Genomic DNA, 22,210 nt, shown 5'->3' on the forward strand with positions numbered 1-22,210 from the left:
CTGTCCTGATGCGGGCACATAGACCGACGATTTGCCTTTTCAAGATGTTCAACCCCGGAACCAAACGCGCTCGCATCTACTTTGACGGCTGAGCAATTTTGGAGATGCCATATGGAAGAGACACCCAAAACCGCTATCCGGGGAATGATGTTATACGTGCTCGCTCTCCTCGTCCTGGGCGTTCTGGCAGGCGCTGTCTACACGATCTACGGCCATCCCGCCGATCCCTCGGAGCCGCCGGCGGCTGAAACGATTCCGCAAAAAGCCACGGCTCCGCAGTGAGCGGCAACCACACCCAGCTATTCTGATCGCCCTTCGAGAACGAATGGTGAAATTGATGGAGTTTTGCCAAATCCGGCGCTGACCCGGTTTGGTCGCGTTGAAGCGCCTGGGTCTAAGCCAAGAAGCCGCACGAGCGGCAACGAAAAGGGCTTTGGAAGGCCAGACGGAAATCCTGTCGCAAGTCCTTCCCACCAGTAGAGAGCTTATATTTATAGGGGGAACAACCTGCGACAGGGGAATTAGGCACCTGAGAGAGCCGGTCAAACTGCAGGAGCACCAAGCCGGGCCGGTCGGTGTGGAATGCTGAGACGTTATCCTGACAGTCGGGGCAGAGGAGTTTGCGGATGAGGGAACATGCGGTCTTGATTGCCGGAGGAGGGCCGACCGGGCTGATGCTGGCGGGCGAGCTGGCCTTAGCCGGCGTCGATGTCGCCATTGTCGAGCGTCGCTTGAACCAGGAGATCGTTGGTTCGCGTGCCGGCGGCCTGAGCGCGCGCACGCTCGAGGTTTTCGATCAGCGGGGCATAGTCGAGCGGTTCCTGGCCGAGGGGCAGGTCGCCCAGGTGACCGGATTTGCGGTCACGCGGCTCGATATCAGCGATTTTCCGACGCGGCACAATTACGGGCTGGCGCTGCGGCAGAAGCATATCGAGCGCATCCTGGCCGGCTGGGTCGGCGAGCTACCGGTCGTGATCTATCGCGGTTGCGAGCTGACGGGCTTCGTGCAGGACGCTGCTGGTGTGACCGTCGAACTCTCCGACGCTTCGGAAATCCGCGCAGATTACCTGGTCGGCTGCGATGGCGGCCGCAGCCTGGTTCGCAAGCTGGCCGGTATCGAATTTCCCGGCTGGGACGCGACGACCAGCAATATTCTCGCCGAGGCGGAGGTGGAGGAGGAGCCGCCGCTCGGCGTCCATCGCACGGCACTCGGCATGCATGCCTTCGGCCGCGAGGATTATGAAATTCGCGACGGCAAGGTCGTCTTTGCCAGCGAAGGCCCGATCAACATCATGGTGACGGAAAGCAATGCCGGCGCAGCAGGCGAGCCGACGCTCGGCGATCTCAGGCAAGCGCTGATCGCCGCCTGCGGCACGGATTACGGAATTCATGGTCTCAAGTGGATTTCCAGATTCACCGACATGTCGCGGCAGGCGGCGGCCTATCGCAAGGGCCGGGTATTCCTGGCGGGGGACGCAGCGCATGTGCATTCGCCGGTGGGCGGGCAGGGCCTCAATACCGGCGTCCAGGATGCCGTCAATCTCGGCTGGAAGCTTGCCCAGGTGGTGAAGGGACTATCGCCTGAGCCCCTGCTCGATAGCTATCATGCCGAGCGGCATCCGGTCGCCGCCCGCGTGTTGCGCACGACAATGGCCCAGGTCGCCCTGCAGCGCTCAGATGACCGCACCGAAGCTCTGAGAGACATCGTGCTGGAGCTGCTTGGGCTGGAGGGGGCCCGCAAGACGATTGCCGGCGAGATGTCCGGACTTGCCCTCCGCTACGATCTCGGCGAGGGGCACCCGCTGCTCGGCCGCCGCATGCCCGACCTCGACCTCGCCACCCCGGACGGGGCCATCCGCGTCTTTGCGCTGCTCAGAAACGCGCGGCCGGTGCTGTTGAATCTCGGCGCCGCCGGCAGCCTCGACATCGCGCCATGGTTAGGCCACGTCCGGCTGGTTCAGGCGAGCTATGGCGGTCCATGGGAACTGCCGACGCTCGGGGCAGTTTCGGCGCCGAGCGCGGTGCTGATCCGGCCCGACGGATATGTGGCATGGGTCGGCGAGGGGACGCAGGATGGGCTTCACGACGCGATGATCACCTGGTTCGGACCACCCGCCTGAGAGCCGCAGCCCCGGTTAAGCGGCGAGCGGGATCGAGCCGCCCTCCGGTATCGCCTCGGGTTCCGGCATCGGCCTGCCGCGCCGTTCCCACGTCCGACGGCTGATGCCGAAGGCCTCCCATGGGCGGGACTGGCTGAGGGAGTTGGAGAGATAGTCGGCTCTGGGAACAGCGCCGGCGGCGCGGCGTTGCTGCTCTTTGCGGTTCTGCTCGCGCTGGCGGCGCTTTGCCTTTTGCAGTTTTGCCCTTTTCGCCTTCGGTACGTCGAAGGCGCCGACGGTGCGGATATCGAGCGCGCAGCGTTCGGCGTAGCTCAGATGCAGGGCATGGCCGAGCGCGTCGGCGGAAAGCGGGGAAAAGCGCACCTTTGTCCGCTCATAGATGATTTCCTCGATCGCGGCCTTCCCAGCCCAGGGGACCCACCGCGCCGCCCAGCCGAGCACCACCTCGACAAACCCTTCCTTGAACTCGACGAAAGCAAGGCTGGCGATCACCTCGACATAGATCAGGGCGTCATCCGCTTCCGGCACGATCTCTCCATGGCGGTGCCGGATCAATTTCTCGATCTCGCGCATGCGACCGCGGAAATGGTTCCAGCGGCCGCCCCGCATCCGGCGCTGCACGGCCTTGTAGCCCAGCAGACAATCGCCGATTTTGATCGCCGTGATATCCCGTGCGAGCGCCTCCGCATGAGCGGCTTTTTCCGCCGGCTTTGCCGATCGAGCCCCTTTCTCCTCAAGACGATCCATCGCTTCTCCTTCGTCGATCGGCCGGAGCCGAACCGATCGATTGTAAAGGAGGGCGAGGGGGTGATGCTCGCATTTTTCTCCGTTGTCCTGCAAATTGTTGAAACGGAGATGCAACGGGTGACGGGCGGCCCGACAGGCGATTGCTACCGGCGGACTCTGTCGATTGGCAAGCAAGCGGACCCATCGATTTCTATTGGCAGGTTGTCGTGTTATGATCGCGGCATTGACGTTGTCTGTCCTGTCATGCGCGTAGAGACTATCCAATGAGCGAAATGGACGTGCTTTTTGCCACCCTGCGACAGGCGGCTGACCCGCAGGTAGTCGAGTGCATCGAAAACGTCGTCAGGCATGGCGCCGATCGCGAGCTCAATCGCATCAATGTGCTCGCCTTCGCCGAAAAACATCATCTCGAGGAAGAGAAAACCATTGCCGCCTTTCTGCATGCCGCCCGCATTGGCGCGTTCGAGATGACCTGGAACGTGCTTTGTCCGGGATGCGGCGGCGTTCTGGACAGCGGCGCGACCCTGAAAGGCGTCGTCCAGGACACCTATCATTGCGCGCTTTGCGCGGCCGGATACGAACCGACCCTCGACGAGATGGTCGAGGTCACCTTTACCGTCAGTCCGCGGGTGCGCGGGATTGCCGCCCACGATCCCGACAGGCTGCCGCCGCTCGAATATTATCGCCAGATATTCTTCAGTTCCGGCGTCGACCTGCCGCAGGATCTGGAAGCGAAGTTTCAACGCATACTGCTGGAGATGATCGAGCTGGCCCCGGGCGAGAAGGCTTTCGTCTCGCTGCAGCTACCGGCGCAATTCGTCATCATCTTCGATGCGGTCACGCACTCGGCGCAGTTTATCGATGTGCAGGGTGAACCCACCAGCGAACGCCAGGCCCTGTCGATGGTCATCAGCCGCGGGCATGCGCTGAACGAAACCGTGACCCTGCGCCCGGGTCTGCTGCGGCTCACCCTGGAGAACCATACCGATCGCCGGGTGGTGCCGAATGTCTGCATCGCCGGAGATGATTTGCACGATCTCCTGGGCCGTCGCCGGCCTTTTCTGACGGCCAAGCGCCTGCTGACCAACCAGAGCTTCCGGGACATCTACAGGACCGATACGCTCGACGTCGACCAGCGCCTGAAGATCACCAGCCTGACTTTTCTGTTCACTGATCTGAGGGGCTCGACCGCGCTTTACGAGCGTGTCGGTGATCTTGCCGCCTTCGACCTGGTGCGGGCGCATTTCCGCGTTCTTCACGAGATCGTCGCCACCGAAGCGGGCGCCGTCGTCAAGACGATCGGCGATGCTGTCATGGCGACCTTCCCGAGCCCTGACCGTGCGGTGGCGGCAGCGCTCAGAATGCGCGAGGCGATGCGCCGGTTGAATGCCGAACACGGCAGCGAGGACCTGCTCCTGAAGATCGGCATTCACGAGGGACCGTGCCTCGCCGTCAACCTCAACGATCGGCAGGACTATTTCGGCCAGACCGTCAACATCGCCTCGCGCGTCCAGGGCCTTGCCGACCCCAACGTGATCATGACGACGGAGGCGATCGTCGAGGATGTCAATGTCTCGGAGATCCTGCGTGACAGCGGCATCAGCTCGGCCTCCCGGATGGCGGAACTCCAGGGCATCGGCAGGGAGGTCAGGATCTTTGCCCTGTCGTGAGCGTCGTTGCGCTGAACGCCGGCATCGAGGCGAAAGCGCGTTCGACCTGAACACAGCCCGGATGAGAAGGTCTGTGCGGTTTTGACTGGCGGGAGCTGGGACTTGTGCGACCTGGCCGAGATATACCGGGTGGTCGAGTAGGATGCACGCCTAGTGAGAGGTTACGCGAGCACCGAATATCCGCTGCAGGAAGGGCCGAAGGGCCGCCTGAGAGTGTTCGCGCGGGATACGATGCCCGCATTCGAAGATGCTGAGACTAACCGGGACTCCGGCATCGGACAGAGCCTTCGAGAAACTTTCGGCCTGAGCAACGGGAGCGCGATCGTCGTGCCGTCCGTGCAGAAGGAGTGTTTCCGAGCGGATTTTTTGCGCATGGTGCAAGGCTGAGCGCTTTAGGAAAGCCTCTTTCGACAGGCCGGCTTCGGTTTCGATCGCTCTTTGCAGGCCGGGTGGGCTGTTTATGAAGACGGCTTCAAGATCATAGACGCCGCTCGAGAGAACGATGGCTCTAAGGTCGGGAAACTGAGCCGCGACCATTGCCGAAGCAACGGCTCCCCTGCTGTTGCCGTAGAGGACGATGCGCTCGGGAGCGACGGACGGTTGTTGCTTCAGGAAGGAGAGGGCGGCCATGATCGCCCGCTGAGTGGATGGACCGCAGAAATCGGCCGGGCCGTCCGAAGCCCCAAAGCCGGGCTGTGATACAGCCGCCGCCGTGATATTCAGGCGGGACGAGAAGCGAAGCAAGGTTCCATTATCGGCGAATTCCTTCGCTCCAAGCAGAAGGCCGCCCTGATTGCCGTGGACGAACAGGATCGCACCGGCCGGCGCCGCACCGGCGGCCTCAGCCTGGAAAAGCTCGACAGCAGCGCCATCGCCTCGATCAATCAGATGCCGCGTCACTCCAGGCATGAACACCAAAAGGTTTTCCCGCCGGCCGAGGATAGGCGGGCAGGGGAGGTTGTCAATCTCTGATGTTGGTAGAAGGCGGAGGTGGTTTGGGAGCAGTGGCCTTGGCGTTTCGGCCATTGGCAAACCTTGCCCTTAGCTCTGGTGCTTGCCAAGCCCCCTGACGAAACGAAGGGGCGCCTCTTGTCAGTCGTCTGAATGCCGGGACGTCAGCCCCGGCATTCAGGTTCAGGCCACCAGTCCCTTGGTCAGTTCCAGTGCCTGGCGTTCGAACAGCCGGCGATAGATGCCGCCATTGAGCCGGATCAGCGCCTGGTGGTCACCCTCCTCGACGATCTTGCCCTTGTCGAAGACGAGCAGCCGGTCGAGCGCCCGCACCGTCGACAGGCGGTGGGCGACGACGAGCGTCGTGCGGCCGACCATCAGCCGTTCCATGGCCTGCTGGATCTGCTGTTCGCTCTCGCTGTCGAGGCTCGAGGTCGCCTCGTCCAGGATCAGGATTGGCGCATCGGCCAGAAAGGCGCGGGCGAGGGCGACGCGCTGGCGTTCGCCGCCCGACAGCTTGACTCCGCGTTCGCCGACCATCGTCTCATAGCCCTTGGGCAGGCCGATGATGAAGCCGTGCGCATTGGCCTGTTTCGCCGCCTGCTCGATCTCGCGCCGCGAGGCGTTCGGCCTGGAATAGGCGATGTTTTCCGCCAGCGTGCGATGGAACAGGATCGGCTCCTGCTGCACGATGGCGATCTGGCCGCGCAGGTCCGATTGCCTGACATCGGCGATATCCTGTCCGTCAATGCGGATGGCGCCTGAATTGACGTCGTAGAGGCGCTGGATGAGCTTGACGAAGGTCGTCTTGCCCGAGCCCGAATGCCCCACGAGGCCGACACGCTCGCCCGCTTTGATGGTGACTGAAAAGTCCTGATAGAGCGGATCGGGATGAGCACCATACTGGAAGGTGACGCGATCGAAGACGATCTCGCCCGTATCGATCGCGATCGGCCTGGCGTCCGGCCTGTCCTCGACGCCAAGCGGCATCTTGTCGAGCAGCACCAGCTCTTCCATGTCGTTGACGGCGCGCTGCAGGTTGCGGATGTCCTGGCCGACATTGCGCAAATAGCCTTGCAGAACGAAGAACATGGCGAGCACGAAGGTGATGTCGCCGGGCGTCGCCAACCCCCGCTGCCACATGACCAGACCCGTTCCGAGGATGCCCGCCTGCATGGACACCATCATGAAGCCCTGGATCGTGCCACTCAACGTGCCGCGCTTCCATGTCCGCCGGGTGCGCCTGTCCCATCTTGCCAGCACGTGGCGCAGGCGCGCCTCTTCGCGGCTTTCGGCGCCGAAGGCCTTGACCACCGAATTGCAGCTGATGGCATCGGCCAGCGCGCCGCCGAGCTTGGTGTCCCAGGCATTGGCAAGCCGCGCTGCCGGGGACACGAAACCCATGGAAAGCGCCACCGTCGCGCCGATATAGATCAGCGATCCCACTGCCACGAACAGTCCCATGACCGGCCAGTAGCTGCCGAGCACGATGCTGGCGCCGATCAGCATGACGATGGAGGGCAGCAGGGCGACGAGCAGCAGGTCATTGAGCGAATCGAGCGCCCACATGCCGCGGGTGATCTTGCGCACTGTCGAGCCGGCAAAGCTGTTGGCGTGCCAGTCGGTCGAAAAGCGCTGCACCTTGTGGAAGCCGTTATTGACCACATCCGCCATGATGCGGAGCGTCAGCCGGATAATGCCGTTGAAGATGAACCAGCGCAACACCACGCTGGTGAGGCCGAGAACCACGACGACGGCGAAAGCGTTTAGGGCGCCGTCGGCTGCCGTGGCGCCGGCAATGGCATCGACGATGCGGCCGGAAAACACCGGCACCATGACTTCGGCGAGCGTGCTTGATATCACCAGCACGACAATAGCGCCGACAAGAGAGCGCTGATGGCTCCAATGATGAAAAACGAAGCCGAGCACCTGGCGATAGGCATCGGCACGGAAATCGAGCTTCTTGCGCGTCATTTTAACCTGCCCGGCCCGTAATTCGGCAACCGGCCTCAAAATCGAGAGTTGGATGACACAGCCCGGGCGGGAGGCGAAATGATCCCGTCAGATCAATCGGGCTATGAAGAGTGGAAAAACCGCATGTGGCGCGCTCGGGGCGGGCCGCGACTAGTGTCGTCGCATGCCGTGCGGGAAGCTGTCGATGAATGCTGCTGTCATGCAACGCCTCCCTATGTTCGATCTGAAGCGGTGAGCTTTATGTACCGGAGCATTTCGCCATTGCCAAGCGGATTTTTACAACCCTGCAGGCAGTGGTGCGGAAACGACACAATTTAAAGGCTGAAGAGGGCGGGAAGGGACGCATTCCAACGACGCTCGAGGCGGCCGGTCGGGCAGCCTGCGAACAGCTGTTACGGACAGATCGCATCCCCTATCGGTTGGCCTCGATCCACCTGCGCAGACAGGGCTCCCAGCCGCACGGGGAAGCTCCGTCACCGCTCTGCCGCTTCAGATGGTGCCTCGCAGTACATATTCTGCTTTACAAATATGCAAAAATCTGTGAAGTAGTGTAAAGCTTCACAGACGGGACGAATGCCTTGAGCGAGACACGTTTTGCCACACGATTGAATTCCTTCGCCTCTGGTGCGCACCTCGCCTGGCCCGGGCAGTCTGGAAAGCCGTCCGTCCTGCAGATGGCGGAGCGTGCGGCTCGCGTGCAAGGATTGACCGACCTCGACCTGAATTACCCCGATCACGTGAACGACAATCCGGCTGAGTTGGCCCGGAAGTTTGGCAATTTCGGCCTGTCCATCAATGGCTTCGCGATGCGCTACTACACCAATCCGGATTTCAAGCTCGGCGCCTTCACACATCCGGAGGAAGCGGTTCGCCGCGAAGCGATCAATCTGACGAAGAAAGGCATCGACGCAGCGCGCGAGGCCGGCGCGAACCTGATGACCATCTGGCTCGGGCAGGATGGCTTCGATTACGCTTTCCAGGCCGATTATGCTAGGTTGTGGCAACACGAAATCGACGGAATCCGTGAAGTTTGTCAACATGACCCGGATTGCCTGATCTCCATCGAATACAAGCCGAACGAGCCGCGCTCCTACAGCCTGCTGCCTGATGCCGCGACAACGCTGCTCGCCATCAAGGAAGTGGGGGCCGGGAATCTCGGCGTGACGCTTGATTTCGCCCATGTCCTCTATGCCGACGAACAACCCGCCTTCGCGGCGGCCCTGATCGCACGTCACAGCCGGGTTCTCGGCGTCCATCTGAATGATGGCTACGCCAAGCGCGACGACGGGCTGATGGTCGGCGCCGTTCATTCGCTGCAGACCATCGAGTTGCTCCGCCAGATTCGCCGGGATGGCTATGACGGCGCGATCTATTTCGACACGTTCCCCGATCTGACCGGTCTCGACCCGGTCCGCGAATGCGAGGTCAACATCAAGACCGTCCGACGGATGTTGAGGGTCGTCGACCGCCTCGAGCAGGACAACCGCCTATCGAGCGCGATTGACCGACAGGACGCCCTTTCCACGCTGGCCATTGTACAGGAGTTGATGCTCGGCGCGGACCACTGAACCGACTTAACTCTCCGGGAGGGATTCCATGAACAGGTTTTTTGCCGCGGCTCTTGCCGCCACCCTTTGTGCTGGCATCGCGACAGCGCAGGAACTGAAGCCGCTCAACTCGGACTCCGAGCCGGACCGCATGGACTGGTCCGACCTCGATGCCAAGCTCGGCGCACTGGCGAAACCGCCCGAAGGTCTCAAGGTCGGCGGTGTCTCCAAGACGCTGACCAATGAATACTGGCGCTCGCTCGGCGAGGGTTACCAGAAGTTCGCGGACAAGCTCGGTGTGAGCGTCGCCTATCAGGCTGCCCAAAGCGAAGGCGATCAGCTCGGCCAGCTGACGATCGCCGAAGGCATGGTCACGCAGGGCTACAATGTTCTGCTCGTCTCTCCGCAGACTGACGCCAATCTCCAACCGGTCATGGAACAGGCCAAGGCGGCCAATGTCCCTGTCGTCAATGTCAACGACGCCGTGATCCCGCAGGCGGAGCACTATGTCGGCAATGTCCAGCGCGACAACGGCGTCCGCGTCGCCAAGTGGTTCGTCGAAAACCGCCTGAACGGCGGCAAGGTCGCGATCATCGAAGGGCAGGCGGGAGTCTACGCCGCCGTGCAGCGCACCAGCGGCTTCAAGAGCACGATCGAGGAAGGTGGCAAGTTCACCGTGGTCGCAAGCGTTCCCGGCAACTGGGATCGGCAGATGTCCTATGACGCCGCGACCACCATCCTGCAGCAACATCCCGATCTCGTCGGCTTCTACTGCAACAATGACGGCATGGCGCTCGGCGTCGTCGAAGCCGTGAAGGCGGCGGGACTGCAGGACAAGGTCGTGGTGTTCGGCACCGACGGCATATCGGACGCCTATAAGTCGATCGAAGCCGGCGAGCTCACGGGCACCGTCGACAGCTTCCCGATTCTGACGGGCGAGGTCGCGATGGAAGTCGCTCTTCGCCTCGTCGCGGGCCAGAAGCTGCCGCGCGTTGTGGCGACGCCGCAGGCGCTGATTACCAAGGACAACGTCAAGGACTTCCAGGGTCAGGGCGTCGACATACGCACGGTGCTGATGAAGGCCGCAGGCAAGTAAGCGCCTCCCAAGGCGGGACGGCCGGCGCTCGGCCGGTCGTCCTCATTCACAAAGGGTTCGGTTCCATGGCTCCTTCCAGACTGGCATTCGAAGACATTTCCAAGGTCTTTCCCGGCGTCAAGGCGCTCTCGGAAGTCTCCTTCGACGTCGCGCCAGGTGAAATTCACGCGCTTCTTGGGGAGAACGGGGCGGGAAAGTCGACACTCCTGCGCATCCTCTCCGGTGTCTTTCGGCCGACGCAGGGCGAGGTGAAGGTCGATGGGACGGTCCATCATTTCCGCAAGCCGGAAAGCGCCCGCCAGGCAGGGATCGCCATGATCCATCAGGAGCTCCAGCAGGTTCCCCATCTCACCGTCGCCCAGAATATGTTTCTTGGTCATTCCCTCACCAGGCTTGGAGGCATCATCGTTGACCGACGCGAGCAGGAGCGCCGAGCGGCTGAAGCTCTGGCGATGATCGATCCGGCGATCGACCCGTCTGCGCCGATTTCCTCGTTGAAGGTGGCCCGGCGGCAAGTCGTCGAGATCGCCCGCGCGCTGCTCGACAAAGCCAGGATCGTTGCCATGGACGAGCCGACATCGAGCCTGACGCCCAGTGAGTTTGACCGGCTGGCCGAGATCATCGAACGGCTTGCCGCCAGCGGCGTGTCGATCATCTATGTGTCCCACAAGATGGACGAGGTCTTCCAAGTTTGCCGCAGGGCGACGGTTATGCGTGACGGAAGGGTCGTGCGCACAGGCATCGATCTCAGGGCGAGCGCGCCTGATGAAGTCATCGGCATGATGGTCGGCCGCGAATTGCTGGCTGAAGAGCACCATTCGCACGCGACCCGCACGGTGAGTGTCGAAGTCCGCAATCTTTCAACGCACCGTATCCGCGACGTATCGTTCGACCTGCACCAGGGCGAGGTTCTCGGCGTGGCTGGTCTGGTCGGCTCCGGCCGGACGGAGCTTCTGCGCGCCATATCCGGCGCTGATAGGCTGACGTCAGGCACCGTCAAAGTCGATGGGACGACCTTGGCGCTATCCAATCCTCGTGCCGCGATCGCCGCCGGCATCGGTCTGCTCCCAGAGGAGCGTAAGCGGGAAGGGATTATTCCGGGGAGGTCGGTGACCTCGAACATGGCGCTGCCTTCGATGGCGCGTTTCTCCAAGGCAGGTATGATCAACCACCGCAAGCTCAAGCGAACCGCGGAAGACCTTCTCAAACGCGTCAATCTGCGGCCATTTCAGCTAGATCGCCAGATCAAGCTTTTCAGCGGCGGCAATCAGCAGAAGGCGATCATTGCACGGTGGCTGGCGGCCGGCTCGCGCATTCTCCTTTTCGATGAGCCGACCCGCGGCATCGACGTCGGCGCCAAATCCGAAATCTATCAGCTGATCGAAGACCTTGCCGCCGACGGGCACTGCGTCGTCGTCGTCTCCTCCGAACTCCCGGAGGTGCTGAGGGTATCCGACCGTGTGCTCGTGATGCGCGACGGCGCTATCGCGGCTGAACTCGGCCGCGACCAACTCAGCGAAGAAACCATCGTCTCCCATGCCGTCGGCACGACCGCAAGCCGCATCGGCTCGGTGTGACCAACAGGAAAGAGCCTATGTCTGACACCATCGAGAATACCGCAGCGCCATCAACCAGGCTTGTCGGATCCTTATCGGTCCGCGACGCCGGCACGCTGATCGGCCTTGTCGCCATCGTGATCATCTTCGGCCTTCTGGCTCCCGATTTTCTCTCGCAGCGAAACCTCCTGAACATCCTCCAGCAGTCCAGCATCAACGCCTGTCTGGCGCTCGGCATGACCCTGGTGATCATCTCCGGCGGCATCGACCTCTCCGTTGGTCCGACGGCGGCGATTGCGGCCGTCATTTCGGCGACGCTGCTCGTGGCCGGCGTCCCGGTTCCTCTCGCCATCCTTGCCGGGCTCGGCATCGGCGTCCTCTGTGGCCTCGTCAATGGCGTGCTTGTCGCCTATGCCGGGCTGCAGCCCTTCATTGTGACGCTCGGCACGCTCAGCACCTATCGAGCTATTGCGCTCATCTATACCGGCGGCAACCCTGTGCTCGGTGTCCCGCAAAGCTTCCGGACGCTGTTCAACGGCAGCGCCGCAGGCATTCCAAATTCCGTCGTGATGGTGGCGGTCGTCGCTCTCCTGGCCTGGGTGCTTCTCAAGAAGACTCCGCTGGGTGAATATCTGCTTGCGGTCGGCGGCAATGAAGAGGCGGCCTACGTCGCCGGTGTCCCGATCGCCATGACCAAGATCACGGCCTATGTGATCTCCGGTGTACTGGCGGCGCTCGCCTCGATGATCCTCATCGGTCGGCTTGGGGCCGCCGAACCGATCCTCGGCAATCTGTGGGAGCTCGACGCAATCGCCGCAGCGGCAATCGGCGGGGCGTCGCTGATGGGCGGCAAGGGCAGCGTCATCGGCACGCTGCTCGGGGCGATCATTCTAGGGGCGATGCGCAATGGATTGACGTTGATGAACGTGCAGGCCTTCTACCAACTTCTTGCCACTGGCCTTATTATCCTTGTCGCGATGATGATCGATCGCGTCACAAGGGGACGGGGATGAATTCTGCAAATGATCTCAAGGCGGTGGGCCCGCGCATCCGGATGATGATGCCTCAGCTCACCCCCTTGGAGGCGCGTGTCGTCGAGACGGTTTTCGGGCTGAGGGATTTCTCCGAAGACACCGCTCTCAAGGACCTGGCGGCCGAGGCCGGGGTTTCCGAGGCAATGGTCGTGAAGATCACCAAGAAACTGGGATTCAGCGGCTTTCGTGACTTCCGCACCGCCGTCTCAAGTTACAACAAGCTACCGACCGCGGAAATGCATCAGGAACTTTCCGCGGAAGACAGTTCCGCCGAAATTATCCAGAAAGTCTTCCGTACATCGATCAACGCGCTGGAGGAAACCCTTGCGATCCTTGATGTCGATGCCTTCGATCGCGCTGCCGACTTGTTGGCGAAACCGGGACAACGCGATTTCTATGGTGTCGGAGGTTCGGCGCAAATCGCCCGCGATGTCGCGCACAAATTCCTGAGGATCGGCGTGCGCTGCAGCGTCCAGGACGACTCGCACATGATGCTGATGTCGGCCTCCCTGCTGGGGACAGACGACGTGGCTATAGGATTCTCCCATTCGGGCAACACGACGGCGGTGATCGAGGCGATACAGCTCGCGCGGAAGTCCGGCGCGCGTACGATCGCCATTACCAATTACGGCGGATCGGCTTTGGCTCAGATCGCCGACATCGTTCTGTGTTCGACGGCGCAGGGATCGCCGCTGATGGGCGAAAACGCCGCGGCGCGGATTGCGCAACTCAACATACTCGACGCGCTTTTCATGGCCGTCGCCAAGAGAAACTACCAGGCGGCGGAGAGAAACCTCGAAAGGACGATGTCCGCCGTTACATCCAAACGCAAGGACAAGCTTCCATGACCAGTGCTTCACCCTCCGTCGTCGTCTTCGGCAGCCTGCACTACGACATTATGGTGTACGGCCCGGCGCGGCCGCGCAAGGGTGAAACGGTGACGGGAAGCAGCTGGCATCCCAAATGCGGCGGCAAGGGCGGCAACCAGGCGCTGTCGGCCGCCAAGGCAGGCGTCTCGTCACATATGGTCGGTGCTGTCGCCGACGATGATTTCGGACGCGCTTTGACCGACCACCTTGCGCTTGGCAACGTGGATCACCGCTTCGTCAAGACGGTGGCCGGCGTCGGCAGCGGCATGAGCGTTGCAATCTTCGATGGGCAAGGCGATTACGGCGCGGTCATCGTATCGGGCAGCAACCTTGCGCTCGGCCAGTCGGATGTCGATGCCGCCCGGGAGGTGTTTGCCGGCGGCGGCGTCCTGGTGTTGCAGAATGAAGTCCCCGATCCTGCCAACGTCGCGGCGGCACGGGCGATGAAGGAGGCCGGCGGGCAGGTGGTGCTGAATGCGGCGCCGGCGCGGCCCTTGTCGGACGGCCTCGCGGAGCTTGTCGATATCGTCGTCGTGAATGCGATCGAGGCGGAGCAGTTGGCGCAGGTTCCGGTCGTCGACAGCTTGGCCGGGGCGCTGGAGGCGGCAAGGCGGCTGGCGGAACGTTTCCCGGTGGTCGTGGTCACGGCGGGTGGGGAGGGGGTAGCCTGCGCGACGAAGAACGGCGAAACCTTCTCGATTGCAGCGGTCAAGGTCGACGTGGTGAGCACGCACGGCGCCGGTGACGAGTTCACGGGTGTGCTCGCCGCCGAGCTCGCCCGCGGTCGTGACATCCGCTCGGCGCTGGCTTCGGCGAACCGCGCCGCTGCTGTGCTGGTCAGCACGCCCCGCATCAGCTGAACGCGGCGCGCTTGGAGCGGCGCCCCTGGCGAGGTTGGCGCTCAGGGAAATCCCTGATGCTTTTCAATAGCTGCAGGAGCGAGCATTGCCGGGCCTGAACCCGCCTGCGCAAGCCGGGTTCCTCGATGTATCCAGCTGATACTGATAATCCTCCCTGTCGTGTTTCGCAGGTGAGGTGCAGGCGGAGCCCAGAGCGGAAAAGCCGATCAGCACGCCGGCTGCGGCCAATCTGATAATCCGGTTCATCTGCATCTCCTTCGGCTCGATTCTCGCAATCTATCATGGCAGCCCATGGATTCGCGAGCAGGGATGGACGTGATCACGCGCGCGGCAAAAGCTGTAATTGCATATTTTATGTTCAGCTGATCTGTCGCGCTATTCTGCCGTTATGGAAGTAGTTGCATTGTCTTTGTTGGCAAAAAATACTCGATTCATGTTGAAATATTCAAGCTTTTTCAGTAATATAAACCCATAAAAAAGTAATATAAATGGGAGGATACTATGCCAGAAGCTCGGTTCGAGCCGGTTTTTCTTCGCCGTCAGCATTTCGTCGCAGAGATCACGAGTCTCGACGAAATCATGGATTTTCTGGACGAATGGCCGCAGGACAAGCGAGGATTGGCATATGACACGCTTCTGAAGGCGTGCAGAGATACGGCGAGCGGCCGCTTCCCGTTGAACGCGGCGAGGGAGAATTTCCGCCGCTTCCTAAAAATGTCGGGCGTGCTTGCAAAAGGCGAGGGCGCGCCAATTCGAGCAGCTGATGAACGATCGAACGATCGGCGCTGCTTGATCTGATTGAGACAGGCGACGGATAAGGGCGCTGCCACGGCCGCATCGAGGCGGGTTCGGCCACCGCGAGAAATCGGCGGCGTGCTTGTCATGGCGCGTGGCGACGCGCACCGACCCGAAAATCGGGATGGTTTTTTCGGGTCGGTGCGCTAGCTCACTTGCCGGCGGGCGTTGGCCCAGTCGCATCGGAAGGCCAGCACGGGCTTGGCAAATCCCTTGAGACGGCGGCGTGTCGCGTGGGCGAAGAGATCGGCGGCGCCGTATTCCCGGAAAATATTCTCCGAGACGAGGATCTGGTCGCTGGCGGCTGCCGCGCAGAGGCGGGCCGCCAGCTGCACGGTCGAGCCGAAGAGGTCGTTGCTGTCCTCGACCGGCTCGCCGCAATCGATCCCGATGCGGATATGGATCGGTTGGGCATTGTTGCCGCTGTTGTAATGCTGGAATTCCTGCTGGATCGCCATGGCGCATTCGACGGCTGCCGTTGTCGCCGCGAAGGCCGCCATGATGCCGTCGCCGGTATGCTTGACTTCGCGGCCTGAATTCTTGCCGAGGCATCGGCGCACGATTGCGTCATGCGCCCTGACCAGCTCTGTCCCCATACGGTCTCCAAGGCGCGCCGTCATCTCGGTCGAGCCGACGATATCAGTAAAAAGGATCGCCCGGTGGCCTGGATCCATTTGCGGCGACGATTGGCCGGGCGCCGGATCAGGGTCATTGATGCGGCCGAGAAAAGCCTCCACCGCCGACAGCGCCACCTCGACGATCTCATTGGCGACAAACCCGTGCGCCTCGCGATGCACGCATTGGACGGTTGCCATATCGGGCGCATCCACCAGGCAGAAGGCCGTCCCGCGCCGCTCGTCGAACCAGTAGGTCAGGAACTTGACGCCGTATCGATCCTGAATGTCAATATCCATGCGATGTGCCTGGGCAACCTCGGCGGGCGAGGTACCTTCGAGAAAGTGCCGATCCATGAAGATGGGCATCGCGCGTCCTCCCAGATCCGCCGCGTGCAAGAGGCGGGCATTGTACGATCTGGATATCTCCCCGTCCACCTTCGGGATTATCGACGTTGCATTGTTGCGCTGCGTTGCTTCCGCAAAAGCAACGCGTTGCTGCATCGTCGGTAGAATAATCAAGAAAATAGCCAGTTTTAACGAGTAGGCTTGGCGCTCTAAGTCTGATATTTACCATAGTCTGTCGTTTATTGACTGATGGCAGGGTTTCCGGACCCCCTCGAGAGGCTGCAGGCGTTTCCTGTCTCAAGCCTAGCCCGCCGGATCCTGGATGGAGAGACATGTTTATCGCGGCCATGATTGGCCAGGATCGAAAAGCCGCCGCCAACGGCACGCAAATTGCTTATTATCGATTAGCTCGCCGAAATCAGGAAAAGCTGTAGCAAAGTGAGACAGAGGGCACATTTTCGACCGGTCGGCCTGGCCTCGATGCGGCTCGGGCACTATGCGGTTATTAACTCTGTGTGGGATGCCGCGCGCACGCTCCTCCATGACTGGCCGGTGGACGACGGCGAGGAATATTTCGAAGCCGTCAAAGCCTGCCTGGATGCGATCATCGGCGATTTGCCGCCGGATCATGTGCGGGCCGCCTTCGTCAGGGCTGCTCAGGAGGCGGGCATCGCCGTCATAGAAGCCGCCGACTGAACAGCGGCCGTATCTCGATCTCTGTTTTCTCCCGTTTTCACGAGAAGGTCTCGCCGCACTTGACTTCTGCGGGTTAGGGTCTAAATTAGAACAAAACAGGAACACTGGAGATGGTCATGACACATACGGAACAGGTGATCGCCAACGCCCTGGCCCTTGTCGAAGCCTCCCGCGCGGCCCGCGAACGGGATCAGCAGCGTCGCGCTGCCTGGCAGAAAAAGGTCGAACTCAGCCGGCCGCTGCCGCCCTTGCCGCGGCCGGTCCAATTGCCGCTGGCGTTGAACTGATGCAGCCGGCAAAGTCATTCAGGCCCGATCTCGCTTGCTCCACCCCGGCTTGGCCTGATCGCGCATGGGAAGTGGAGGCCGTGCTCGCCTGGCATGACGACGATGCCAAGGCGGCGATCCGCACTCTGCTCGACGACTGCAGGCATCTGCGCCGGCAACTGGCGCTGGCGGAAAGCGTGATGAGCCGCGGGATGGCCCGCGGCTGGACACCGCGATACGAACGCGACACACTCTGAAACATGCCTGCCCGTGATATCAGTGACGATATCGGTAACGGCGCCGAGGAAGCGCAGGAAGAGGGCGGCTGATCGAAGCCGCAGAGAAGGCAGCGGGCATCCGAGTGATGGTGCAGGATGTCCGCCACGCCATCTAGGAACGGCAGGATTGGTTCTGACCTGGAAGACTCTAGTCGACCGGCGTCACACGGGTCCAAAAGGCGTTGAACGCGACCGAATCGAAGAAGGCCGAGGCACGGACGATGCGGCCGTCACGCATGTCGAGAAACCAGGCATAGGTGTTTGCGTAGGGCTCTCCGTCGCGGGCGACGCCGCGGGCGTCGAAAAAGACGATCACAGTGTCGCCGTCGACATATACGTTGCGGATCGCCGGCTTCAGCGGTGCCTTCATTCGGGCGTTAAACGGGCGGATCACCTCTCGCAGGAATGCCTCGCGGCTGGGATAGGTCTTCGATGCCAGCGAATAGCCCTCGATTGTCCAGCGGGCGTCGTCGGCGAGGAGGTCGTAAGGACTGCCTGTACCGGCCGCCCAGGCTTCGAATCCAGCCTCGACGGCTGCCTTGTTGCGGCGTTCGGCTTCAGTGAGAGACTGCGCTGCGGCGCGAGCTTCGAGCCCGCCCAGAGCAAGGATGGCGGCGGCGACGCCGAGAGTTGCATTGAAGATGCGCTTGGCCAGGGATTGCGGGCGGCAGACGGTTGCCGTTGCAGTGTAGGACATGGTTTTCTCCAGAGGTAAACGAGTGGGGCGACACCCGCTGGCCGGGTGCCGCTTGCGGCGCACGCAGCCGGCAATCTGCTTAGATCTGGTTTTCCCAGGCTCTCAGCTGATGCTCCTTCAGCATGTCCTCGATGACCTTCGGAACGACGTTGCGGAACCTGCCGATATCGGCCGGAACGACTTCGATCATCCGGTCGATCATCTCCTTCGGATCCATCTTGCCTTCGGGCGTCGCGAAGAAATCATCGAAGCCCTTTCGCAGATCTGCGCGCTTTGTGAAGTTCTTGCTGTCATCCAGCCAGCGGAACGGATTGTCCGCCATCGTCTCGTTATAGCCGGTGTAGTAGGCGCCTGGGTTGATCGTCTGGATCTTGATGCCATAAGGGGCGAGTTCCTGCTGCAGCGCTTCGGCGATCGATTCCAACGCGTGCTTGGTGGAGACATAGGTGCCCCAGTTGGCCGGAGTGAAAAGGCCGCCCATCGAGGAGGTGAACACGACTTTGCCCCTCTTGCCTTCGCGCACCCATCTCTGGACGACGCCCTGAGTCAGCACCAGCGGCAGGAAGACGTTGACTTCGTAATTTTTGCGAACAAGTTCGATCGGGATTTCCCAAACCGGGCCGGCTTCGCCCATGCCGGCATTGTTCCAAAGAACGTCGAAATCCCAGCCCTGCGCCTGCTTGATGTCGTAGGGATCGGTGAGGTCGAGCCGCTCGACACGGACGTTCTTGAGGCCGAGGGCGGCGACCTCCTCACGCAGTGGCGTAACCTGCGAGGAAACCTGCGTGGTCGCGATGATGCTGTGGCCGTTCCTGGCCATGCCGATGGCCGCACCCTTGCCGAAGCCGGAGCCTGCGCCAGTGATCAAAATGGTCTTGCTCATGAGACATTCCTTTCGATGGTTTCGGGTTGGTGGAAATCAGGTCTTGGCACAGCTCACGCGACGGCCGCAGCCGCTGCCTGCGCGATTTCGAGATCCTGTGGAACCGCTCCGCCGGAAACGCCAACGGCGCCGATCACCGTGCCGTCGCGGGCAAAGAGCGAGATGCCGCCGGCAAAGGGAGTTAGGCCGCTATTGGACAATTCGAGGCCATGGGCGGGAGCGCCGGGCTTGCAATATTCCCAGACGGCCTCGCTTGTCGTTTGAAACAATACGGCCGTTCGCGCTTTGCCCATAGCGAGGTCGATCGAGCCGAGCACTGCGCCGTCCATTCGGCTGAACGCCTTGAGATGCGCTCCGGCGTCCAAGACCGTGATATTGACTGGCACACCGATCTCATTGGCCCGCGCCTCACCTGCGGCGATGACCCTGCGAGCGTCGTCAATGGTAATCATCTCCTGTCTCCTCTTTTCGTTCGGGCGCTAGCGCTCCCCGCGCGATGAGACAGGTGTATAGGCGGAACCGCTCTGCAGTATTTTCAGCTCTTGCTGCGCTATGCTCAAATCTTGCTCTCCGGCTTGCCGGCATACGCGAACGGAGAACTATGTCCGATAGGCGGAACCCGCTAACCGGTGATGAGCGAGCGGTATTGGCCGGGCGTCAAGCCGGTCATCTTGCGGAAGACCCGGGTGAAATTCGCCTGCGAGCCGAAGCCGGTGTCGAGCGCGATCTCCACCAGCGAGGACCGTGCGAGCCGCAGCTTTTCCTTGGCCGCTTCGATCCGTCGCTCGGTGACGTAGCGATGCGGCGTCAGGCCGGTAGCCTTGCGAAACATGCGGGCAAAATGAAAGGGGCTGAGGCAAGCCTCCGCCGCAAGGTCATCCAGCGAGATTTCTGCCGCGATGCGGGCTTCAATGAAATCGAAGACGCGTTGCAGCCTTTTTCGGTCGACATTCGGCGCCCGTGCGGCGGGTTGCCAGCGAACGGGTGAATAGGTGCCGAGCAGGTGCGCCGCCAGCGCCATCTGAAGTCCGTCGAGGAAGAGTCGGTCAGTAGGCTCGAGGCGTCTGTTCAACAAACCCCGAAAGAGCTGACCGATCTGCAGCACCGTAGGATCAGGGACGCCTCCTGCATAGGCAAGCTGCACCTTGGCCGGGTCAATGTCGAAGTTTGAAAGCGCGCTCTCACCGACGAGCGACGGCGGTAGGAAGATGTGCAGGGACTCGGGCATGGTACCCACAATTTCTACGCCGCTCTCATGCACACCCGCCGGACATACCCAAGCGACACCGGGGCGAGCGATCGCCTCCCGCCTGTGGCCGTCACCGGTCCACCTGATCTTCGACTGACCCGAGAGCAGGACGGCTATTTCCGTGCATTCGAGTGTCAGGTCGACCTGCCAGCCCGGATCGAAATGCCTGAGTTCGACCTGCAGCGATGAGCAGTCAACAAGCCCGCCCACCCGCTCGCTGGTCCGATACTTTTTGTCCCCTTGCGATTCCACGAAAGTCATGTCGCATCCACGCCGTGAAGATAGGAGAAAAGTTCGAATTGTTCAGTCTCGGCGGGCCGATTACGCTGCCGTCAATCTGCAATCATCTTTGATCTATTAAATGGATAGCCAGGCGCGCCGCATTGCCGTCCGGGGGCGGGTATTGCGATGAGGATTTTTCGCTAAATTTCAGGGGAGCGCAAGTCTCATGACACGAAGCGATACCGCACCCCTTGTTGCGGCTTCCGAATGTGTCGGACGAAAGTCCGCCAAAGTCGCAGCTATTCAAAGCGAAGTTGAGGCAATGAATTCGCGGCAGCCTTGCGCCGGCGCGTCCGCAATGGTTTGGTAGCGTCCTGCATTCGCAACACTTTCCGGTGATTCCCGATGTTCGATATTCTATTGCGCGGCCTGGCGATCGGCGCCGGCGCAACCATCCTCATGGATCTCTGGGCGATCGTGCTTACCAAGGTCTTCGGCCAGACACCGGCCAATTGGGCGCCGGTCGGCCGCTGGTTCTGGCATCTTCGCCGCGGCAAGGTCTTTCATGACAACATCGCCGATGCCGAACCTTATGCCGGGGAATTGGCGCTCGGCTGGATCAGCCACTACGCCGTCGGCATTCTCTATGGCGTGATCTTCGCGATCATCATGGGGCAGGGTTGGCTCGCTACACCGACATTTCTCCCCGCCTGGATTTTCGGCATCATCACCGTCGGGGCAGGGTGGTTCCTGCTGCTGCCCGGCCTCGGTCTCGGCTGGGCGGCTTCCAAACATCCGAAGCCGATGAAAGTCCGGTGCTTCAACCTGCTTGCGCATACGGTGTTTGCGCTGGGGCTATTTGGGACGGCGTTGATTCTGCGCTGAGATTGCCAAAAACCCCTCCCCACAAGGGGGAGGGACTATGCTGTGGCGTCCGGCGGCGACCGAACGCAGAGGTCTTGCTGGCTGTTACCGTTCGACGGATTGATACAGTAGAGTTTATGTTAAGCGGTGCGGCGTCTTAGTCCCTCCCCCTTGTGGGGAGGGGTTGGGGAGGGGTCTTTTGGTTCCCCGCGAAAGGCCCTATCTCACCGCGCCGCCCAGTTCGCGCCACGGCGGAAGATCGTCTTCATCTCCGGCACGTCGAATTCCTTGGCCTGATGGCCCAGCGAGGAATAGAAGACGCGGCCCTTGCCGTATTTGCGCTTCCAGACGACAGGCATGACGACGCCGTCGATCCAGTAGGCGTGCTCGCCGGTGAATTTGGTTGTCGCCAGAACCTCGTTCGAGGGGTCGACATGCATGTAATATTGCTCCGACCTATAGGGGAAATCAGAGATCCCCCCCATCAGCGGATCGTCCGGTCTGGTGATGTTGACGGTATAGTCGATGATGTTGCCGGGATGGGCCACCCACTGGCCGCCGATGATGAATTGGTAGTCGACGGAGTCGCGGAAGGCGTCGCCCGCGCCGCCGTGATAGCCGGCAATGCCGACGCCGCTCTCGATCGCCGCGGCGAGGTTCTTGACCTCCTCCTTCTCGATCTTCGACATCGTCATGATCGGCACGACCAGGCTGAGATCATGGACGGAAGGGTCGGCAAGCGCCTCGGTGCCATGTTCGAGATAGACTTTGAACCCGTCCTCCTCGAGCATCCCCTTGATGATTTCGGCGCATTCCTGCGGCTCATGCCCGCTCCAGCCGCCCCAGACGATCAGTGCTTCACGCATAGTCATTC

22 protein-coding genes and 1 pseudogene are annotated in these 22,210 nt (G+C 61.6%); 14 read left to right on the forward strand and 9 right to left on the reverse strand.

Annotated features, from left to right (window positions below; genetic code table 11):
* Positions 1 to 111 precede the first annotated feature (111 nt).
* Together C4N04_RS31790 and C4N04_RS06250 are read left to right on the forward strand one after the other, a co-directional pair.
* Complete coding sequence (locus C4N04_RS31790) at positions 112 to 282, forward strand: hypothetical protein (protein WP_010053075.1); 171 nt, start codon at positions 112 to 114, stop codon at positions 280 to 282.
* 344 nt (positions 283 to 626) lie between these two features.
* On the forward strand, positions 627 to 2,120 hold the full coding sequence (locus C4N04_RS06250) for an FAD-dependent monooxygenase (protein ID WP_106795606.1): 1,494 nt from the start codon (positions 627 to 629) through the stop codon (positions 2,118 to 2,120).
* 15 nt (positions 2,121 to 2,135) lie between these two features.
* Here C4N04_RS06250 and C4N04_RS06255 read toward each other — a convergent pair whose 3' ends face one another.
* On the reverse strand, positions 2,136 to 2,867 hold the full coding sequence (locus C4N04_RS06255) for a hypothetical protein (protein WP_106795607.1): 732 nt from the start codon (positions 2,865 to 2,867) through the stop codon (positions 2,136 to 2,138).
* Positions 2,868 to 3,130: 263 nt separating this feature from the next.
* Here C4N04_RS06255 and C4N04_RS06265 point away from each other — a divergent pair, with 263 nt between their 5' ends.
* Positions 3,131 to 4,537, forward strand: coding sequence for an adenylate/guanylate cyclase domain-containing protein (locus C4N04_RS06265; protein ID WP_106795609.1), 1,407 nt, complete (start codon positions 3,131 to 3,133; stop codon positions 4,535 to 4,537).
* A gap of 150 nt (positions 4,538 to 4,687) precedes the next feature.
* Here C4N04_RS06265 and C4N04_RS06270 read toward each other — a convergent pair whose 3' ends face one another.
* Together C4N04_RS06270 and C4N04_RS06275 are read right to left on the reverse strand one after the other, a co-directional pair.
* Entirely contained in the window at positions 4,688 to 5,446 is a 759-nt protein-coding gene (locus tag C4N04_RS06270; protein ID WP_179363819.1) for an alpha/beta fold hydrolase, read from the reverse strand.
* Between the two features lie 225 nt (positions 5,447 to 5,671).
* Entirely contained in the window at positions 5,672 to 7,462 is a 1,791-nt protein-coding gene (locus tag C4N04_RS06275) for an ABC transporter ATP-binding protein (RefSeq protein WP_077993773.1), read from the reverse strand.
* Positions 7,463 to 8,040: 578 nt separating this feature from the next.
* On the opposite strand from C4N04_RS06275, the gene C4N04_RS06280 reads away from it, so the two are divergent.
* The 7 genes and pseudogenes from C4N04_RS06280 to C4N04_RS06315 all read left to right on the forward strand — a co-directional run bounded on the left by C4N04_RS06280 (position 8,041) and on the right by C4N04_RS06315 (position 15,217).
* Positions 8,041 to 9,030, forward strand: a complete 990-nt coding sequence (locus tag C4N04_RS06280; RefSeq protein WP_106795610.1) for a TIM barrel protein — start codon at positions 8,041 to 8,043, stop codon at positions 9,028 to 9,030.
* A gap of 28 nt (positions 9,031 to 9,058) precedes the next feature.
* Positions 9,059 to 10,105, forward strand: a complete 1,047-nt coding sequence (locus C4N04_RS06285) for a substrate-binding domain-containing protein (RefSeq protein ID WP_077993768.1) — start codon at positions 9,059 to 9,061, stop codon at positions 10,103 to 10,105.
* Positions 10,106 to 10,170: 65 nt separating this feature from the next.
* Positions 10,171 to 11,682, forward strand: a complete 1,512-nt coding sequence (locus tag C4N04_RS06290) for a sugar ABC transporter ATP-binding protein (RefSeq protein WP_077993765.1) — start codon at positions 10,171 to 10,173, stop codon at positions 11,680 to 11,682.
* A 17-nt stretch (positions 11,683 to 11,699) separates the two neighbouring features.
* Positions 11,700 to 12,674, forward strand: a complete 975-nt coding sequence (locus C4N04_RS06295) for an ABC transporter permease (protein ID WP_039619652.1) — start codon at positions 11,700 to 11,702, stop codon at positions 12,672 to 12,674.
* Positions 12,671 to 13,543, forward strand: coding sequence for a MurR/RpiR family transcriptional regulator (locus C4N04_RS06300; protein WP_038688805.1), 873 nt, complete (start codon positions 12,671 to 12,673; stop codon positions 13,541 to 13,543). Before C4N04_RS06295 ends, C4N04_RS06300 begins: the two co-directional genes overlap by 4 nt.
* The gene (locus C4N04_RS06305; RefSeq protein WP_096762724.1) at positions 13,540 to 14,424 is read left to right on the forward strand and encodes a ribokinase; all 885 of its coding nucleotides are present in this window, start codon (positions 13,540 to 13,542) and stop codon (positions 14,422 to 14,424) included. Before C4N04_RS06300 ends, C4N04_RS06305 begins: the two co-directional genes overlap by 4 nt.
* A gap of 501 nt (positions 14,425 to 14,925) precedes the next feature.
* A pseudogene (locus tag C4N04_RS06315) lies at positions 14,926 to 15,217 on the forward strand (DUF982 domain-containing protein).
* Positions 15,218 to 15,365: 148 nt separating this feature from the next.
* Here C4N04_RS06315 and C4N04_RS06320 read toward each other — a convergent pair.
* On the reverse strand, positions 15,366 to 16,202 hold the full coding sequence (locus C4N04_RS06320) for a nickel-binding protein (protein WP_038688808.1): 837 nt from the start codon (positions 16,200 to 16,202) through the stop codon (positions 15,366 to 15,368).
* Between the two features lie 417 nt (positions 16,203 to 16,619).
* On the opposite strand from C4N04_RS06320, the gene C4N04_RS06325 reads away from it, so the two are divergent.
* From C4N04_RS06325 to C4N04_RS06335, 3 genes are all read left to right on the forward strand, one after another.
* Entirely contained in the window at positions 16,620 to 16,877 is a 258-nt protein-coding gene (locus tag C4N04_RS06325; RefSeq protein WP_106795611.1) for a DUF982 domain-containing protein, read from the forward strand.
* Between the two features lie 116 nt (positions 16,878 to 16,993).
* A complete protein-coding gene (locus C4N04_RS06330; RefSeq protein ID WP_164517744.1) occupies positions 16,994 to 17,164 on the forward strand; it encodes a hypothetical protein in 171 nt (56 codons plus the stop codon).
* Positions 17,164 to 17,400 (forward strand): hypothetical protein, encoded by a 237-nt coding sequence (locus C4N04_RS06335; protein ID WP_096762727.1) that lies wholly within the window; start codon positions 17,164 to 17,166, stop codon positions 17,398 to 17,400. The genes C4N04_RS06330 and C4N04_RS06335 overlap by 1 nt, the downstream gene beginning before the upstream one ends.
* Positions 17,401 to 17,569: 169 nt before the next feature.
* Here the strand turns inward: C4N04_RS06335 and C4N04_RS06340 are convergent, their stop codons facing one another.
* The 4 genes from C4N04_RS06340 to C4N04_RS06355 all read right to left on the reverse strand — a co-directional run bounded on the left by C4N04_RS06340 (position 17,570) and on the right by C4N04_RS06355 (position 20,511).
* Positions 17,570 to 18,118, reverse strand: coding sequence for a nuclear transport factor 2 family protein (locus tag C4N04_RS06340; RefSeq protein ID WP_077993750.1), 549 nt, complete (start codon positions 18,116 to 18,118; stop codon positions 17,570 to 17,572).
* Positions 18,119 to 18,197: 79 nt separating this feature from the next.
* On the reverse strand, positions 18,198 to 19,001 hold the full coding sequence (locus tag C4N04_RS06345) for an SDR family oxidoreductase (protein WP_077993748.1): 804 nt from the start codon (positions 18,999 to 19,001) through the stop codon (positions 18,198 to 18,200).
* A gap of 53 nt (positions 19,002 to 19,054) precedes the next feature.
* Complete coding sequence (locus tag C4N04_RS06350; protein ID WP_106795612.1) at positions 19,055 to 19,453, reverse strand: heme-binding protein; 399 nt, start codon at positions 19,451 to 19,453, stop codon at positions 19,055 to 19,057.
* Between the two features lie 170 nt (positions 19,454 to 19,623).
* Positions 19,624 to 20,511: an AraC family transcriptional regulator gene (locus tag C4N04_RS06355; RefSeq protein WP_077993744.1), complete on the reverse strand. Its 888-nt coding sequence runs from the start codon at positions 20,509 to 20,511 to the stop codon at positions 19,624 to 19,626.
* 366 nt (positions 20,512 to 20,877) lie between these two features.
* Here C4N04_RS06355 and C4N04_RS06360 point away from each other — a divergent pair, with 366 nt between their 5' ends.
* A complete protein-coding gene (locus C4N04_RS06360) occupies positions 20,878 to 21,357 on the forward strand; it encodes a DUF2938 domain-containing protein (RefSeq protein WP_077993739.1) in 480 nt (159 codons plus the stop codon).
* 203 nt (positions 21,358 to 21,560) lie between these two features.
* Here C4N04_RS06360 and C4N04_RS06365 read toward each other — a convergent pair whose 3' ends face one another.
* A complete protein-coding gene (locus C4N04_RS06365) occupies positions 21,561 to 22,202 on the reverse strand; it encodes a ThuA domain-containing protein (RefSeq protein ID WP_077993736.1) in 642 nt (213 codons plus the stop codon).
* Between the last annotated feature and the right edge of the window lie 8 nt (positions 22,203 to 22,210).

The organism is Rhizobium sp. H4 (assembly GCF_003013335.1).
Taxonomy (GTDB): domain Bacteria; phylum Pseudomonadota; class Alphaproteobacteria; order Rhizobiales; family Rhizobiaceae; genus Rhizobium; species Rhizobium sophoriradicis.